This is a genomic window from Candidatus Rhabdochlamydia sp. T3358 (assembly GCF_901000775.1).
Classification (GTDB): Bacteria; Chlamydiota; Chlamydiia; order Chlamydiales; family Rhabdochlamydiaceae; genus Rhabdochlamydia.
The window spans coordinates 70,088-87,883 of the sequence record NZ_CAAJGQ010000001.1; the positions used below are offsets into that span (position 1 = coordinate 70,088).

The 17,796-nt window shown below is 36.2% G+C and carries 17 protein-coding genes; 11 read left to right on the top strand and 6 right to left on the bottom strand.

What is annotated here, in order from left to right:
• Positions 1-78 precede the first annotated feature (78 nt).
• Positions 79-1,185 carry an ankyrin repeat domain-containing protein gene (locus RHTP_RS00340; RefSeq protein ID WP_138106059.1) on the bottom strand — a complete coding sequence of 369 codons (1,107 nt, stop codon included), beginning with the start codon at positions 1,183-1,185 and terminating at the stop codon, positions 79-81.
• 213 nt (positions 1,186-1,398) lie between these two features.
• Positions 1,399-1,845, bottom strand: coding sequence for a hypothetical protein (locus RHTP_RS00345; protein ID WP_138106060.1), 447 nt, complete (start codon positions 1,843-1,845; stop codon positions 1,399-1,401).
• A gap of 134 nt (positions 1,846-1,979) precedes the next feature.
• Between RHTP_RS00345 and RHTP_RS00350 the strand changes: the two genes are divergently transcribed.
• From RHTP_RS00350 to RHTP_RS00360, 3 genes are read left to right on the top strand one after another with little or no spacing between them, the layout of a single operon-like run.
• Positions 1,980-2,999, top strand: a complete 1,020-nt coding sequence (locus tag RHTP_RS00350; RefSeq protein ID WP_244609497.1) for an A/G-specific adenine glycosylase — start codon at positions 1,980-1,982, stop codon at positions 2,997-2,999.
• Complete coding sequence (locus tag RHTP_RS00355; protein WP_138106062.1) at positions 2,996-4,081, top strand: glycosyltransferase family 4 protein; 1,086 nt, start codon at positions 2,996-2,998, stop codon at positions 4,079-4,081. Before RHTP_RS00350 ends, RHTP_RS00355 begins: the two co-directional genes overlap by 4 nt.
• Before the next feature lie 14 nt (positions 4,082-4,095).
• On the top strand, positions 4,096-4,860 hold the full coding sequence (locus tag RHTP_RS00360; RefSeq protein WP_138106063.1) for a hypothetical protein: 765 nt from the start codon (positions 4,096-4,098) through the stop codon (positions 4,858-4,860).
• 3 nt (positions 4,861-4,863) lie between these two features.
• Here RHTP_RS00360 and RHTP_RS00365 read toward each other — a convergent pair whose 3' ends face one another.
• Positions 4,864-5,250: a hypothetical protein gene (locus RHTP_RS00365; protein WP_138106064.1), complete on the bottom strand. Its 387-nt coding sequence runs from the start codon at positions 5,248-5,250 to the stop codon at positions 4,864-4,866.
• Between the two features lie 163 nt (positions 5,251-5,413).
• Here RHTP_RS00365 and RHTP_RS00370 point away from each other — a divergent pair, with 163 nt between their 5' ends.
• From RHTP_RS00370 to RHTP_RS00405, 8 genes are all read left to right on the top strand, one after another.
• Positions 5,414-6,667 carry a hypothetical protein gene (locus RHTP_RS00370; protein ID WP_138106065.1) on the top strand — a complete coding sequence of 418 codons (1,254 nt, stop codon included), beginning with the start codon at positions 5,414-5,416 and terminating at the stop codon, positions 6,665-6,667.
• Positions 6,664-8,952, top strand: a complete 2,289-nt coding sequence (locus tag RHTP_RS00375) for a type II secretion system protein GspD (protein WP_138106066.1) — start codon at positions 6,664-6,666, stop codon at positions 8,950-8,952. The genes RHTP_RS00370 and RHTP_RS00375 overlap by 4 nt, the downstream gene beginning before the upstream one ends.
• An 8-nt stretch (positions 8,953-8,960) precedes the next feature.
• The gene (gspE, locus tag RHTP_RS00380; protein ID WP_244609498.1) at positions 8,961-10,604 is read left to right on the top strand and encodes a type II secretion system ATPase GspE; all 1,644 of its coding nucleotides are present in this window, start codon (positions 8,961-8,963) and stop codon (positions 10,602-10,604) included.
• Positions 10,605-11,783, top strand: coding sequence for a type II secretion system F family protein (locus RHTP_RS00385; protein WP_138106067.1), 1,179 nt, complete (start codon positions 10,605-10,607; stop codon positions 11,781-11,783).
• A 14-nt stretch (positions 11,784-11,797) separates the two neighbouring features.
• Positions 11,798-12,181 (top strand): type II secretion system protein, encoded by a 384-nt coding sequence (locus tag RHTP_RS00390; RefSeq protein WP_138106068.1) that lies wholly within the window; start codon positions 11,798-11,800, stop codon positions 12,179-12,181.
• Between the two features lie 25 nt (positions 12,182-12,206).
• Positions 12,207-12,647 carry a hypothetical protein gene (locus RHTP_RS00395; RefSeq protein WP_171005678.1) on the top strand — a complete coding sequence of 147 codons (441 nt, stop codon included), beginning with the start codon at positions 12,207-12,209 and terminating at the stop codon, positions 12,645-12,647.
• Positions 12,648-12,658: 11 nt separating this feature from the next.
• Entirely contained in the window at positions 12,659-13,111 is a 453-nt protein-coding gene (locus RHTP_RS00400) for a YbhB/YbcL family Raf kinase inhibitor-like protein (protein WP_138106070.1), read from the top strand.
• A 76-nt stretch (positions 13,112-13,187) separates the two neighbouring features.
• Positions 13,188-13,559: a hypothetical protein gene (locus RHTP_RS00405; protein WP_138106071.1), complete on the top strand. Its 372-nt coding sequence runs from the start codon at positions 13,188-13,190 to the stop codon at positions 13,557-13,559.
• Between the two features lie 113 nt (positions 13,560-13,672).
• Here the strand turns inward: RHTP_RS00405 and RHTP_RS00410 are convergent, their stop codons facing one another.
• From RHTP_RS00410 to RHTP_RS00420, 3 genes are all read right to left on the bottom strand, one after another.
• Positions 13,673-14,266 (bottom strand): hypothetical protein, encoded by a 594-nt coding sequence (locus RHTP_RS00410; protein ID WP_138106072.1) that lies wholly within the window; start codon positions 14,264-14,266, stop codon positions 13,673-13,675.
• Positions 14,267-14,536: 270 nt separating this feature from the next.
• Positions 14,537-15,199 (bottom strand): hypothetical protein, encoded by a 663-nt coding sequence (locus RHTP_RS00415; protein ID WP_138106073.1) that lies wholly within the window; start codon positions 15,197-15,199, stop codon positions 14,537-14,539.
• A gap of 250 nt (positions 15,200-15,449) precedes the next feature.
• A complete protein-coding gene (locus RHTP_RS00420; RefSeq protein ID WP_138106074.1) occupies positions 15,450-17,660 on the bottom strand; it encodes a hypothetical protein in 2,211 nt (736 codons plus the stop codon).
• Positions 17,661-17,796: the final 136 nt, after the last annotated feature.

The following is a 17,796-nucleotide window of genomic DNA, read 5'->3' on the forward strand; positions in this document are numbered from 1 at the left end:
CGCTTTGTTGGCAAAGGTCAAATAAGCTTGTTTCACTATACTCTTTTATCTATTATCCGAAGTAGATTTCAAATTGCATCATCTCTCTATGAGATGAATGAGCAATTCAAGGGTTTCAATGATCTCCTGGTGATGGGTTTTTCTGGCCTCTTTCAGAGAGAAACTTAAATACAATAGAGGAATTTCATGAGCTCGACCAGAATGGATAAGTGCCTTAACGATATCTAAGTGACTATTTTGTACTGCTCTATGTAAAGCTAAGCTTAAATTTATTAAATAAACTTTAGAAAAGCTACTAGATTGTATAAGAGCTTGAACGATATCTAGGCAATTATTTTTTACAGCCATTCTTAAAAAACGGCTTAAGGTTAAGCCACAAATTTCCTGAAATCTATCAGAATCTATGAAAGCCTGAACAATATTTGGATGGCTATTTTTTATAGCTCTTTTTAAAGATTTTTCTATGCAAAATGTGGATATTTCCTGAATTCTACCAGAATGTATAAGAAGTTGAAGTATCTCTAGATGATTATTTTCAGCCGCTTCTTTAAGAGAAGCCTCTAAGACTAATGGATCAATTTCTTGAAATCTATTAGATCTTATAAGAGCCTGAACAATATTTGGATGGCCATTTTTTACAGCTCCTTTTAGAAACTCGCCTAATCTCTCTGGATATATTTCATCAAATCTACTAGAGCCTAAAGCGTAAACAATACCTAAATGGCCATTTTCTATAGCTTCTTGTAAACAAAAGCCTAAGATTGATGTGGATACTTCCTGAAATCTATCGGATTGTATAAGAGCCTGAACGATATCTAAACGAGCCTCTCTTGTAGCCTTTTGCAAAAATATGCTCAGGTTTAATTTAGATATTTCAGGAAATCTATCAGAGTTTATGAAAAGGGGAATGATATCTAAAAGATCATTTTTTATAGCTCTTTCTAGACGAGAGTTTAAGACTTCTGTATTGCATTCTTCCCTATTTTTAAGTTGGCAGATATTTGCAAATAGTGCGCTATAGCCTTTGGGATAAGTTTCTTTGAAATTTTCTACTGTATTTTTGATAGGTAAATGAGTTTTCAAAAGATTATTCATGTCTATTGGCTTAAGATAAGAACAGATACCTTCAAAAAGCGAAGGTTGATTTAAAGTATATAAAAAATAACTACTTGAATCTATTGTCATATAAACCTCTTAATTTAATATGAAAAACCATTGTTGTTGTTTATTTTAATTGAAATTTGTATTAAATTATATAGTTAAATCCTAAAGAGATAATGCATTTGTTTCTGGGTAAAAATGTGTTCTTGATCGGTTTGTTAGATACTGGAGTTTAAGAAGCTACAAAAAAAAGAAAAGTCGATGAGCTTCTCTTTTTTTTATAAAGTGTCAACGTATCTATTGCGATGTATTTTTCTCTTCAGTTGCAATAGCTGTTTTCTTTCTAGGACTTTTCGGCTTTAAACGACGTTGTTGCTTAAGGCTACTTTGATTATCAATGTTCTGTTGATTCATTTTTTTTGTCAATGCACCTAGCTGATCATTTAAGCTTAAAACCTCTGTTGTCTGTTCGTCGTCAAGGGGCATAATCTGCTCTAGTTTTAAGTCTTTATTGCTTGGGTCTATGAGAGTTTCTAGTTTTTGGGTGGCGACTAATCTAAGCTCGCGTGCTTGATTTAAACGTTCTAAGAGAGATTGGCGTTGTTGCATAATTTGCATAGAGTGTTCTTTATCTAGTATTTCTTGATGTAGATTTGCCAGTAGCTCTCGCATTAAGTATACCTCTTTTTGCAGGTTGATCTTAATCTCTTCGTGTAGCTGGTTCCAATTTTTTTGCGATGCCATATGTTATAAGCTCCTTTATTCTACTAGATAATGGAAAGGCTAAAAATATACTAGATCAACTAATTGCTTAATTTATAGAATGGTTATCTTTTAAGAGTTTAGATGTGGAAAAATTGTTACTTATTTGAGTTATTGTGGATGTAGAAGCGTTAAAAAAGTGGTTTTTAGAACAAAAGAGGGATTTTTCTTGGAGGGTGTGTCCAACCCCTTATGCTGTTTGGATTTCAGAAGTGATGCTGCAGCAAACCAGGGCTAGCGTTGTGGAAGGATATTTTGAGCGCTGGATGGCAATATTTCCCGATGTGAAAACGTTGGCGTTAGCTCCTCAGGAAGAGGTGATTAAAGCCTGGGAAGGATTAGGTTATTATAACCGAGCAAGAAATCTGCATTTGGCTGCAAAATATATACTCGAAAAACATGAAGGGGTCATTCCAGATGACGGGGCGGAATTAGAAAAAATTAAAGGATTGGGGCCTTATACGATAGGCGCTCTTTTGAGCTTTGCCTTTCATCAAAGAGCTGCTGCTGTTGATGCGAATGTAACACGTGTGCTTGCACGTTACTATCATGTAGAAGAGGATGTCACGAAGACAAAAACCAAACAGCTTATACAACTTAAGACAGAAAATCTTTTACCAGAGACTGAGCCTTGGGTTTGTATGGAGGCTCTGATCGAATTGGGCTCTCTGGTTTGTAGCAAAGTAGCTAAGTGTATAAGATGTCCCATAAAAATGGGTTGCAAGGCAAGAGAATTAAAGAGTCAGCATCTATTGCCTAAAAAACCTCCTAAAAAAAAGGTTACACTTTTACATCGCAACGTGATTGTACTCATATACCAGGATAGTGTTTTATTAAGAAAAACGAGAGCTGGTTTAATGGCTGATTTATATGAGTTTCCCTATTTTGAAAAAGAGAGTCAGCAGGAAGAGGTCCTGCTTACCTTTCTTTCTGAGCAAGCCATTTATAAACAACATTTAAATGTGGTAAATCATACATTTACTCATTTTAAAGCAACTTTGTTTCCTTCTATTTGGCGGGCTTTGAGAAAAGAAATTTTTAGTAATTATATATGGGTTTTAAAAAAAGATATGGCAAAGTTCCCTTTTTCAGCAGGACATAGAAAAATTATCCAACAGATAGAGAAAATGAGATGAAAATCGTTCATACAGAAAGTTCCATGGGCTGGGGCGGTCAAGAAATGAGGATCCTAGCAGAAGCAGAAGGAATGCGTCAAAGAGGTCATGAGATATTTTTTGCGCTCTCTTCTGGTAGTGAATTGGCAAAACGCGCTAGGCAGGAAGGGTTTGTGGTTCATACGTTTTGTTTTAAGAAGAAAGCTCTCTTTTCTACCGTAGGAAAATTGTTGTTGTTGTTTAAAAAAGAGAGGATCGATCTGATAAATACGCATTCTTCTTTGGATGCATGGATAGCGGGGATTGCTGCCAAGCTATCCAAAAAGCGGATTGTTCGAACGCGCCATCTATCCACTTCTATTCGAGGGGGGGTAAATGGGTTTATTCTTTATAATAAGCTTGCTGATTTTGTGGTTTCTACTTCTTCTGCCGTATTGCCCCTGCTGCAAGAAAAGGCAGGTTTAAGCCCTTTACGTATGCAGTGCATTGCCACAGGGGTGAATCCAAAAATTGCTGATGCTGTGCAAGATACGGTTATTTTTCGTAAGGAACTAGGTTTAAGTCCCACAGATATTTTAGTAGGGACGGCTTGCGTATTGCGTTCTTGGAAAGGGATTCCTGATTTATTAAAAGCGGCTGATTTATTAAGGAATCATCAGAGGATTAAATGGATTTTAATCGGAGGAGGGTATTTAGAGAGATATCTTGTGATGATTCGTGAGATGAAATTAGAAAATGTAATTTGTGTGGGTCATTTAGAATCGCCTTATACAGCTATTAGTGCTTTAGATATTTTCATGCTTTTAAGTGTGGCTCATGAGGGGATCTCCCAAGCTACACTGCAAGCAGCTTTTTTAAAACGTCCTTTGATTACAACTAGCGTAGGTGGTCTGCCAGAGGTGTGTATTCATGGAAGTACCGGTCTTAGAGTTCCTTCTTCTGACCCAGAGGCAGTAGCTCAAGCTGTGCTAAAAATGGCAGAAGATCGTCTTTTAAGAGAGCTCTTAGGAGAAAATGCAAAGATGTTAGTAGAACAAAAATATACGATTACTCATACTTTGGATCAAATGGAAGCTGTCTATCAAAAGCTTCTTTTAAGTTAAGGTTTACTCAAATTATGACAAAGCTTAAATCAGAAGACCCTTTGCCGTTTGGCAGGGCAGCTCTTGCAAAAATCTTTTTTTTAGATCGCTCTATGAACCGATCTAAAATCGCTATATATGCCTGCTCCGGGATTTTTGTGGCTATGTTGGCTATGTACCAGTTTGGGAGATTTGAAGGAAAGTCACCATCTGCTTACAGGGAAGCCAATGCTATGTATGCTAAGTGGCGAGATCCTCAGGCTTTTAATAAACTAGAAAAATTAGTCAGCTCGCATCCGGAACTACAGACCAAGTTTGGAGGTCTAATTGCACAACGTCTTTTAAGCACAGGAGAAACAAAAAGAGCCACTGCTTATATGACGAAGGCTTTAGAAAGAGCACAAGGATTAATTTCTCCGTATTATACTCGTTTTTCTGAAACAACTCTATTAATCGCCAATGATAAGTTCATGATTGCACTAAAAGAAGCAAAACAGTTGAAAAGCGATTTAGAAAAGGATGCTTTTCTATGGGAACAAATGGATTCGCAAAAACGATCTGGTGGATTGTTGTATGCTTATAACCTGATAAGAATTGCTGCCTTAGAAAGAGAATTAGGTTCAAAAGAGGGGGAAAAAGCAGCATGGGAAGAAATCTTATGCAATGCTGGTTGGTCTAAAGTAGAAGAGCCTGTTAAAACCTATGATCCAAAAGCTTACGCTACTCTTGCACGTAATTTTCAATCGGGGTCTTTTTCCCTGCTCGACTATATCAAGCAGAGAAAAAAAGAATTAGAATAGATCTTATTTAGGATGCTGAGCTTGTATCTCTCTTGCTAGATGGTAGAGATCCTTACCTCCGTGAAGGCCTAATAGTAGGAAAATCAGCGGTGGTAAAAAGATAGCTAGAATCAAAACCACAATAGCTAATACGAATTGAGTAGTTCTTTCTTGTCTAAAGAGGAAATTAAGAACGGCTTTTGAAAAGTAGGCAACCTTTCTAGAGAATAGAACACCTAAAATTCCTCCTAGTGCAGAAGCCCCTATAGACCAAGCGCAAGAATACATAATTAGCGCAAATAAAAAAGCTAGCGCAAAAGCTAAACAGAAAAAAAATTCAAAACGGTGTTGTTTAGCAAATGTTTCAATTTCTTTTACAGAAACTCCTTCTTTTGATTTATTCTCATCCATATGACCTCATTAGTTAATAGTAACCTTATTAATTGCATTAAAATAGTAAATCGAATTTTTTAGCAACCTATTGCCTGTTTCTCGACCCTTTTATTTGATCTTTTTTTTATTTTCTCAATCCCCTACACTTTTGATCTTCCTAAGAATTAGAGGGTAATGCGCTGTGATTTTTCTTCTTTCTACCAAATGCAGTATCCACTGCCTTTTTAACTACTGTATTATGGGGGTATGTGCTTGTTTCGTTCTCTTATCAAGCGGTCTATTCTTTTTCTCTTGTCCTCTACCTGATTTAAAAGTGCGCTTGATAGAAGAGGTGAGTCAAGCGCGTATACCTCTTCATCCCTATGAGCTGATCGGCTCTTCTGCTTTAGCCTTAAACGAGTACCATACCTCTAGTTGGGCTAGGCGTATTGCCAATGAATTGTTAGTTTTAGGTTATAATACCAGGCCAGATCAGCAATCATCTGTAGTAATAGCTTTTTCTCTGAATAAAGGAAAAAAATCTTTCACTGCAAAAAATGAAGAGTTGATTTTTCTAGAAGAGAGTAAGGAAGGATTAGCTTATTCAGAAAAAAAGACTGCGCTTTGGATTCAGCCTATTTTATTAACTAACGGGGCCATTTTAATAAAGGTATCTCGACAATTTCATTCTACAGAACAAAATGCAGAGTTTATTTCTTCTTCTTCCGGATTATTGCAAATGTCGAATGATGATTTTATGCAACAATTACAAAATAGCAGCTATTTGAGTTTTGATTTATTGATCCAGCATTATGGGGGTCCGAGATTCGCTGGATGGGAGGAGAAAGGCACGTTAAAATGCATGAATCAAATGCAAAGCTATGCGTGTTTTGTTTCCGAAGCAGACCTTCTTGTATTTAAAGACCAACGGTGGCAAGTTGCTTCTCTAGCAACTAAAACCCAAGGACTACCTCTAGCACGGGTTAAAAAACTTCTTCCTCAACAAATGCAATTGGAGGTTTGGGATGAAAAAGGCTTTTGTTCCAGCTTAATCGAAATACCTTTGCAGAAAAAAAATTCTAAAAGAACAAAGATAGAAATCCCCTTTACCAAAATTCGCATGAGAAGTTCTACGCAAATTAGCTGTAGTTTAGGGAAGAAGAGGTTTTTTTTAAAGCAGGGAGACTGGTTATTCAAAACCCCTTCTGGGTGGTATCGATTGGATAAACCAAGAGACATTGAAGATTATGTTTATCATCGTCTCATAGCAGAGGTATTTATTTTTGACGCTATTGTAAAAGAGAAAGGTTGCTGTTTTATGAAAGGAACTCTTTTTGACGAAACAAGAATGCAAATGCAACAAGTTCAACTACCTATTCAAACGGAAAAAAAAGAAACCAAAATGAGAAAAAAACTCTTTCTCTTATCGCCTTTTACTCTTAAGGGGTGTTTATGAAGAATATTCTTCTCTATTTCTGTCTAGCGACCATTACGCTTTCAGGACAGACCTTGTCCGACAAGTTATTACAAGAAGAGAATCCATCCTCTGCTAAAACAGATGTTTTATTAAAAGAGATCAATGAGCAGATTTATATCTTAAGATCTCAATTAAAAGAAGGGTACCATCAGGTACAAATTCTACATGATACAGAAGCCAATCAGCAGCAGTTTCAAGCTCTTCTTTCTGAAGTGAATGCGATGAAACAAAAAATTTATGCGCAAGAAAAACAGTGGCGAGAAATCGTCATTAAAGAGGCTAAGCAGGAGGAAGAAGGATATGCTCTTTGGGATCAAGAGGAAACCACTCTTGCGCATTTAATTATTGAATACGGCGCATTGGATTATCTATATATCGTGCCTCCAGAAATGGCAAACATGAAATTAAATATGCACTCTAATGTTCCTATCCCACGAGAATCTTGGAATGATGTATTAGAGATCATTCTCTCTCATAACGGAATTGGAATTAAGAATATAAACCCTTATGCTAGACAGTTATATTTACTCAAGCAGGAACCAGCTTGTATTGAAAGAATTGCTTCTTCTTTAGAACAGCTGCTCTTAACACCAGAACATAGTCGCGTTTTTTATATCTTTTCCCCTCCTATTGAACACATAAAAAGCATAAAGCAGTTTTTTGAAAAGTTTTCTGATCCTAAGCAAACTTTTATTTATCAAATTGGTCCCAAGATTGGGATTGTGTCTAACCGAGAAGAGGTACAAAAGATTCTACATTTGTATCAGAGCGTATGGGGACAGATGCAAGGTAGGGTTTCTCGTGTGATTCCCGTGCTTAAGATGTCGGTTAAGGAAATGGAAAAGATACTACAGTCTTTTTTTAGCGAATCTATCGAAAAAACACGTCCCCATCTGAGTAAGAATGAACAAGAAGGACTTACTATTTTCTCTCTTTTGCAAGGCAATTCTTTAGTGGCTATTGGTAGAAAAGAAGTAGTGGATAAAGCAGAGCGTGTAGTGCGTGAAACAGAAGATCAGCTGCAAAACCCTGCTGAAATGACAGTTTATTTATATCCCTGTCGCCATACTAGTCCCAATGATTTAGCGCAGGTGTTAGAAAAGGTTTATACCTCTCTTCTGGCAGCTTCTTCTGATACTAAAAAAGAAGCAGGGTTGAATTATTCAGCCCCCGGATCTCCTTTTAAAATACCCCCTGATGGATATCCCCCTGTTCCTCCTCTTGTAGTGGCGCCAAAACCGATTAATTCCAACACGTTATCAACGGTTGAGATCGATTATGGTAGCGATCATTTTATTCCAGATCCTAAAACAGGAACTCTATTGATGGTTGTACGCCGTGATGCCCTAGGAAAAATCAAGGATCTCATCCGTAATTTGGATATTCCCAAAAGGATGGTACAAATTGAGGTGTTATTGTTCGAGAAACAACTCAATTGTGAAAATAGTTTAGGAATGAATTTGTTGAAATTAGGAACGAAAAATATCTTGAAATGGAGCTCTAATGTAGCGCCAAGCGGATCAGGAGTATTGGAGTTTCTTCTGCACAATAACTCTTCTAAACATTTTCCGGCTTATGATTTAGCGTATAGTTTTTTAATGTCACAAGACGATATTCAACTCAATGCAGCCCCTTCTATCATTACTGTAAATCAAACTCCCGCTGTCATTAACATTGTGGAGGAAATTTCGATTAATAATGGGGCAGCTCCTTTAGATACCAATAAAGGGACCGCGTTTGAAAAGTCTTTTTCTAGGGCTCAATATGGGATTATGATTACCCTGATTCCCACCATTCATCCACCTTCTATAGACGAGGTAGAGATGGAGGAAACCGGATTTGTTACTATAAAGACTAATATTGGCTTTGATACGACAAGACATGATGAGCATAAAGATCGTCCTTTGGTGCATCGGCGACATATTGAAAACGAGGTGTGCATTGCAGATGGACAAACCATTATTTTAGGGGGATTAAGGCGTAGAGCTTCTCAGGATAAGGAAGAAAAGATCCCTTTCCTAGGAGATATACCTGGCTTAGGGAAGCTATTTGGAGCAACTAAGCTGAGAAGCAATGATACGGAAATGTTTATTTTCATAACTCCAAAGATCATTTTAGATGCTAAGGAACAATTGCAACAAATTTTGTACGAGGAGCTCAGGAAAAGACCAGGCGATCAGCCCGAGTTTTTAGATTGCTTAGTAGAAGCACAAGAAAAGGCTCGATATAAAAAGATCAAAAATGGACTTCAGCATCTTAACTAAAAAATAATATGGCAATGCTAACGGGGTTTTTAGAAAAATTATCGGGTTTGTTTAAACAGGGAGAAGTTTCTGCTTCTTTAATTAAAGCGCGCCCCTCCATGGGAAATGTGGAAGAAAAAGTCAAAGAACTAGAAATTGCTTTCTATCCAGACCTTTCAGATTTTTTTTATATCAAAAATAAAATTTCTCCTCTTTCCTACTCTTTTGTTCGCAAAAATCAGCTAGTAATAGTGGAAGAGCAAATAGGGAAGGTACTTGTTGCTATGCTAAATCCTTTTGATTTAGAAGCTTTAGAACAGGTCCGATTTATCACGCAAAAAGATACGCAGGTGGTTTTTACAACTCAAGGAGCTTTTGAAAAAGCGATCGAACAGCTCTTTCATCAAAAAGAGAATGAAGCATCGGAATATATTGCAAGCCTGCAACAAAACCAAGAGGGTTGTTTAGAAGAGCAAGAAGGGTATGACTTATTAGAGAGCGCAAGTGAGGTTCCTGTTATTCATCTTTTAAATGTCATTTTAGCAGAAGCTGTACAACAGGGTTCTTCAGATATCCATTTTGAACCAGCAGAACAAGGCTTAGAGGTGCGTTATAGAGTAGATGGCGTACTACATATGCGCCATACCCCCCCTCTAGAATTACAAACCCAACTCATTACGCGAATAAAAGTATTGGCTCGGTTAGATATTGCAGAACATAGACTACCTCAAGATGGAAGAATTAAACTGCATATGGGACAAAGGCAGATCGATTTTCGGGTAAGCACCGTACCCGTTGCTTTTGGAGAGAGGATTGTGCTGCGCATTTTAGATAAAAATAATGTATCTCTTGGGCTAGATAAAATTGGGATGGATCCTTTTCTGCTGAGCGCATTCAATAAATTGATTCGTTTAAGCGAAGGAATTGTGCTAGTCACGGGGCCAACTGGTAGTGGAAAGACAACGACTTTATACAGCGCTCTATCAGAAATTAACTCTTCTGAAATGAATATCATGACTATTGAAGATCCCGTTGAGTATAAACTTCCCGGTATGGCCCAAATTGGAGTAAATCCTAGAATTAATCTCAACTTTGCCACAGGATTAAGACACATTCTCAGACAAGACCCCGATGTCATTATGATTGGGGAGATTCGTGATAAAGAAACCGCAGAGATTGCTATTCAGTCCGCATTAACCGGGCATTTGGTTTTTAGCACATTGCATACCAATGATGCACCTTCAGCATTAACTCGTTTAGTGGATATGGGTATTGAGCCTTATCTACTCTCTTCTTCTGTATTAGGAGTATTAGCCCAACGTCTTGTAAGAAGGATTTGCCCCCACTGTATTGCTCTGTATCTGCCCTCTGATCAAGAACTCAAAGAGATAGGTCTTAGCAGAAGGGAAGTAAAGGATGGTCTTTATCGGGGGAATGGCTGTGAGGTTTGTTATGGCTCTGGTTTTAAGGGAAGACATGCTATTTATGAGCTGATGTATGTAGATCACTTGGTTAGACAACAGCTGCTTCTCTCAGCAGATGCAACTACGCTGCAAAAGGTAGCTTTAGCTCAAGGAATGAGTAGTTTACGGCAGCAAGGAGCTGTTTTAGTCCAAAAAGGGATTACCACTACTTCTGAAGTATTGAGAGTGACTAAGATTTTGGAGTGTTAGATGCCTTTATTTCGCTATCGTGCAATTACTACTAATGGCAAAGAGATTAAAGGTGCTATTGATGCGGATTGTTTGGAAACAGCTAAGGAAAAACTGCGTAAGCAACAATTTCTGATTACTTCTTTAACGCATCTACAGAATAAACAAAAAGAACTGGTTTTAGCTCCAACTCTTCTACTCATCTTTACCAAAGAGCTCTCTCAGTTACTTAAAGCAGGACTTCCCTTGTATGAGAGCTTATTAACCATTGAAGAAAAATACGTACGTCACAAGGCACATTCTTTATTTTTAGATCTTTGCCATCGTTTGAAAGAAGGCTATCCTCTTTCAGAGTCCTTAAAAAAGTATCCTCATACTTTTGATACTATCTATATTTCCATGGTGCATATTGCAGAGCAAAGTGGAAACTTGGTTTCTACTTTTGAGCAACTTGTCCAAATTATTGCACATCAACAGGTGATGAGAAAGCAATTAAAATCTGCGCTTACTTATCCAAGTGTTCTTTTTTGTTTTTCTTTTCTGATTGTTTTAGGACTGCTGTTATTTGTCATTCCTTCTATGAAAGAGCTATTTCAAGATCGATCTTTGCATCCTGTTACTGCCTTTGTGCTTGGTTTGAGCAATCAACTCAATCAGCATATTTGGTCCTTTTTTTCATTCATACTGATCCTTTGTACAGCAACTTTACTAGCTTTAAAAAAGTATTTCAAAGAACTTATCTATCCTATTTTGATTAAGTTGCCCTATGTAAGTACTCTTCTTTTTCATAATACTCTTTTGCGTCTATCGCGTACTATGGCTATGTTGCTCAGCGCTGGGGTGCCATTGATTGAATCGATTACTTTAGTCAAGAAAACAATCAAACATCCTTTACTAGAAAAAGTATTAATCGACGCACAGCAAAAGCTTGCGCAAGGAAAAAAGCTCTCATGGATCTATAATGAACATCCCATTATACCTGCTTTAATGACAAGAATGCTCTCCATTGCAGAAGAAACGGGAAAAATGGAGGAGGCTTTTTTTCACCTTTCTAAAATTTATGAGGAAGAATTGGAAAAACACCTTGCACAGATCTCAGCTTTTTTGCAACCTATTATGTTGATTGCTTTAGGAGCTATCATTGGTCTTGTGGTTTTATCTATTCTTATTCCACTAACCGATGTGGGCTCTTTTAATTAAAAAGAGGAAGTTCTATGAAAAAAAAACAAGCGCTCACTTTATTAGAGATTATGATTGTCATTGTCTTAATCGGACTCATTAGCAGCGTTCTTGGATTTAGCATGAAAGGAAGTCTTGATAAAGGAAAGGTATTTAAAACTGAGCGAGCTATACAACTTATTGAAGACACCCTCATGTTAGAAGTGGCTAAAGGAGCTTCTATTGAAGATGTAGTTGCTAAGGCAGAAACCTACTTAAAAAACTCAGGTATGGTAAAAAATGCAGAAAATATCTTAAAAGATGGCTGGGGAGAATCCTTTAAGATTGAAGAAAAAGGCGACCAAATTAGCGTGACTTCAAAGCGTTTAACAGAGCTGCAGGCGCCTAATGATGATTTCAGTAAAAAATCCGAAGGATAGAAAGTCATTTACCCTTTTAGAGGTAATGATTGCAATCTGTATTTTTAGCATGATGGCCTCTATCAGTGGGTGGCAGATTTTTCGTATGATCTCTGACTATAGGTTTAACAATCAAGTAGCTGACTGCCTTTCCTCTTTGCAAAATGCACAATCTCTTGCCTTGATTTATCAAACAGATCTATCTTTTGAGATCTTTTTAGAAAAGGATATCTATTATTACAGGATTCATTCCGATGAGCCTTTTCCTACTTCCATTCTAAATAGAGAAAAGAAATATTCTCTTTCTGCCGTAGAGATTTGCAAGTACAACAAAGAACTGATCAAGAATAAAAAATGGGAAATCTTCTCTAATGGACGCATTTACCCAAGAGGGCTGATTTATTTTGCTAAACAAGAAAAAAAGGGATTATGGATTGATTTGCAAAAAGGATTTCTCATAAACTGCGTAAAAGAAAAACCTAGATAAAATTGGTAGTTATGCAATTACTCTCTTCTGCCTTTAATCACATGGAATCGATTCCTCTAGAATATAGCTGTGATGGCAATGATATAAATCCAGAGCTGATCATAAAAGAGGTTCCTCTCCAAGCAAAAAGTCTTGTATTAATCATGGATGATCCAGATGTTCCTGCATCTGTTCGCAAAGACTGTATGTGGGACCACTGGGTTGTCTTTAACATCCCCCCAACTACCACCCATATCCCTAAAGATAGTATGCCTCAAGGAATTATCGGGAAAAATACAGGTGGAACACTTTGCTATCAAGGACCATGCCCTCCCGATAGAGAGCATCGCTATTTTTTTAAACTCTATGCTCTTGATTGTGAGTTAGATCTATCTGAGGGAGCTAATAAAAAACAAGTAGAGAAGGCTATGCAAGGACATGTTATTGCACAAACAGAATTAATTGGTAAATATAAGCGCATATAAGCAATATATTGACAACTAATTTATTTAATCCTTAAGTTGAAGTTTATTAGCTACACTTAAATTTAAGGAGGTAAGGGTGGATACGGCAATAGGGTTGGCCAGAGTTTTTGGTCCCTTTTTATTAATTTTAGGATTGTGGATGTTATTTTATCATCACAATGCTCATAAGATTATGACATCTATGAAAAATACACCGGCGATTTTTTATTGTCATGGATCTTTAAATCTACTAATCGGTCTTTTTATTCTTAATGAATATAACTATTGGGATATGAGTTTATTTGTATTGATTTCCCTATTGGGTTGGCTGTTTTTAATTCGTGGTCTCATGATCCTGTTTTTTCCACAGCTTTTAGTCAAATGCACAATGAGTTCGCATTCTTCTATTAGGCTAAATGGAATTTTCCCTCTAATATACGGGATTCTTCTTTGCTGGATAGGGTTTTAATAGTTTTTTAATAATCCCCTTAAATGGGGAATATTTAAGCTGTTTATCTCTTTTTTGCGACATTGATTGTGCTAGGGTGTCCCTTTTCAAGTCCTGGCACAATTAATGATTCTCTACCCTATTTTAGTTCCAAGGTATGACTTTGCTTTTAAGAGGAGGCTGTGCTTTTTTTCCATAGAAGGGGATTCTGAAAAGCCACTGTCTTGGCTAACTTGTGTTCTATTAGAATAAAGTTCCTCTTCCAGAGAAAGAATGGTTTCTTTTAATGAGTTGATTTGGACTTCTTTAGTATTTACCATGTCTTTTAGAGCATAAACACAAGCTTCTAGATGCTCAATTCGTTTTACATTTACACAGATATAATGATGTTGCTGTTGAGTGACTTGTTGTAACTGAGCTGTAAATAGATTTAAATGAGAATTCTCCCTATTCACTCTTTCTTCTAGCAGCTCTAATCGATTGGGTCCTCTAGAAAAGAATTTAGACACTCTCTCGTAAAGAGTTAAGGTTTTTACTGGTCGATTATTTTTAGGGACATCATAAATAGGCTCTATTTCTTTCTTCATTTGTTTTGGCTTTCTAGAAAAAAGATTAGATATTCTCTCATATAAGCTAGAGAATATCTTAGAGACTCTCTCGCAAAGAGTTATATTTTGGATGTTCTCATAGGTGGGTCCTGAGGTAGAAGAAATTGCAGGAACAGTCATAAATAAAACCATTATTAATTTTTTTAGAATAATTAGATTAATTTATAAGGTTGTTATTGTTTGTGGATTGTAGATCATGATCCGTTATATTTACTTATATTATAATACTTTTATTAAACAGTAAATAATTAATATTTTTAATTATTAAAACAGAAATAATGTTTTAAATTATATATTAATTTTACAAAGATTAATAAGAAGTGCTTGCTGATGTTATCTTAAAAGAGATCAACAAGCACTAAAATAGCATTCTGGTTCTTTAGAAAAGGTTTAAGAAGGCTTGTCCTTAAGGAATTCAAAACATTCGCTAAGTATTTGATCCACACCAGCCCAATCATCAAGCTTTTCTTGTGGAATCGCTTCTTTAGATTCTATATTTTCTTCGGTGTTGCTAAACGATGAATTGGTTCCCAGATCTTTAGTCGCTTCTTGTAGATTAGTGCCCTTCATTTGAAAAGAACTTTTAAGCAAAGTTGGAACAGTCTCAGAAGAAACAAACTTGAATTCAGGTTTATTCTCTTGAGATGGAGGGCTAGGAGTATTTTCAGCATTAACAACTATAGAAGGCTCTGGCCTTGGACTTAAACATGTTTTATTAGATCTAGGTAGTGGTTTAGGAGGAATCTTTTTTTTAGGAGTTTTAAGAGCTTCTTTAGCACCAGCAACATCTAATAGAGTCATGTTAAATGCTTTTTCTTGCTTGCCTATTTCAGAGAGCTCTGGCATCAGGCTTAAACATGTTGCATTAACTGATGGCTTTCTATTTTGGGCAAGAGGTAGCTTAACGTACCATTTGGTACTGCTTTTTTCTAATGTGTCATTTGCAATAGCGGATATTTTTTTATCTGTATTGGTAGAGTTGAATGACGCTATTTCTTTACTCTCACTTGACGGATACAGGAAAGGAGCATTTTTTGGTATTATAGAGGCCATAATGCATTACTCCAATTTTTAAAATACTAAAGTAGTATTGGTTTAGATGGAAAAATAATTTTTATAATTAAATTATAATAAATAAAAAGTAATCGATATTCCGACCATAAAATAAGTAGTAATAAATGAACAAGATTATTTCAGAATACATTAACTAATGTATAAAGGTTTAAATAAAACTAGATATTTTAAATGAAATAAGAATAGAGTAGTCCCTGTTTAAAGGTTTTATAGGGATCAAATATAGTTATTAAGCAAAGAATAGAACATCTTTCTCTATGTTTTGAGTCAAGTCCTTTCGAAAACGAGATATCGCCCCTGTTATTTGGGCTCTCTCAAATGGGTCATTTATTTTCTCTCGTATGTTTTCAGGTATAAAGGGAATCCTTTGTGTAATTTTTTCAATACCCGTAAAATCAAAATCTTTATTTTCAGTGACACGTAGTTCTTGATCGATGTGATTAAAGAAACTTGGAGTGTTTGGGTCTTTCTTTTTTAATAAGTTAATACCATAGGCAAAGGCCAGTAAAGCCTGGGTTGTTGGAATAAGGACGTTCCCATTTCCCTTTCTCTCATATTTTGCAAGCTTAACTCCATTGACCTCTGGGATTATCTTCTGCAACTCTTCTTGCATAGTATCAATTTCTTCTGTGTTGCTATCTGTTCTAAATCCTTCTAATGAATTATGAAACCATTGCGTTAGATCATTTAACTGGAAATAGGCCTGTTCTTTAAAATGAGTGATGAGCCAAGGCTGAATAATTTTTTCTAGTTGTACATCCCAATAGAATTTCCCTAAAGATAAAGGTATATATAGGTTGAGACCCTGGGCAAAACCGCTACCTGTTGGATTCATTGCAATGCTAGAAAAGGTTCGTTCGGCTACTTCATCTGTTTCTGAGGCAATATTAAAAGGCTTCCCAAATAACCTTGCAACCCGAGTAAAATTATGTACAGAATTAAGATCCAAAGTTTCTTGAGCTGTCTTGCATGAAAACAATTGGCGCTCTGCTAATAAATAATGGACTGCAGAAAGAGCTAGCTGGCATATGCTTGAGGGTTGCTCTTTCCAGTTTTTTCTAAGCTCTTCTCGAGTAAGTTTAACAACTATTTTTGCTTGCTGAACATGGGATTCGAGTGTTTTTTGTAAAATAGGATTGAGTATATCTTTAAAGGCTTGTTCTGTTGTGTTTTTATAGGCAAGTTCTAGCATTAATAAAAACGGCGACTGGTTGGCTTCTTTGTTACTGGCTTTGTAAATCTCTAGATAAGCCTCTTTAATTTTCATGTCTTGGGCAACGTGGCATTCTCCTCCACTACCAAAAATGAGGGTTAACAATCCTTTAAAGAGATCGTGGGATTGCTTTTTTTGGTTTTCCTCTAGGCTTCTTGGATTTTTCTCTAGTAGATCTTTATGTTCTAAGAGCATTTTGCAAATATGCTGCTTAAAAAAAGCAAGATCTTGTTTAGTGGTCTCATCTAAAACGGCTTGTAGCCATTCTCTTGCCATTTTTTTTGCTCGAGGTAGTTCTATTTGACGGTGAGCTTTTTTTTCTAAGTTAGCATTTTCAAGATCTTTAAAAACTTTTTTTGGGTCAGATTCAGCTATACCGGTGACTCTATTCCATAATGATTTTTCAAAATCTTCTCCCCAATGAATTGTATCAAAAATTTCTAAAATTTTACTTGGAGGATACTGGGAAGGATCGAGTCTTGGTATTTGTATTTGAGGAACTCTTTCTCTATTCATTTCAAAACAGAGATTTGATGGCGGCTGTTGTAAATCATTCCAAAGGTTTTTGAAGTCCTCAAGGCTTTTTATGGAAGGGGGTGTCTCTATAGCTCTTGTTATTGTTTTATGATACTCTTCAGAGAAAAGAGCATATAATCCGAATAAAGCAAGACCAATGGTTAAGTAGCCTCTTGTTGCTAGTCCGGCTGTTAACTCTGCAAAGGGACTGATGTATTTTACAAAAATTATTCGTGTTTTATTGAATGAGGGGATGTGTGATTGGATGAAAGTAGAAGAAGTAATGAGATCTAAAGCAAAAACGGTTAATGCTGTATAGCCAATTATTAGATGGCCAAAACTGATCAATGCAACAGCATTTATAACAGAGGCCATGTAACAGAGCTTGCCTGTGTATTTTTCTATGCGAATAGCTATGCTTACTATCTGCGGGTTTATATAATGAGAAGCATAGGAACTTTTTAGCAGTGCTAATACACAGGGGATGGATATAGTTGCTAGAGTTTTCTTGGTGGAAAGCAGGCTTTGTTCATTTTCACGAAGAGTAATGTTATAAAAATTTTTAACTAAAGTAATAAGGCTTATTCTAGAAATGACCTCATCTGCATAGTGAACGCGCCCTTTTTCAAATTGTTGCAAATTACTAGCTTTTTCTATGATAGGCACAGCTGCTAGTCCTAAAGCAGTGTTTTTTATAATAGATAAGGTCATTAATTCATCCTTTTAATTTAAGTTTGCATGCAGATAGTATTAATTTTAAATGATTTTAAGTCAATTTTTATATTTATTGTTATTCAAAATCATTTAAAAAATTTTATTTTAGATAAAGGGCCTATTTTGTGACCTC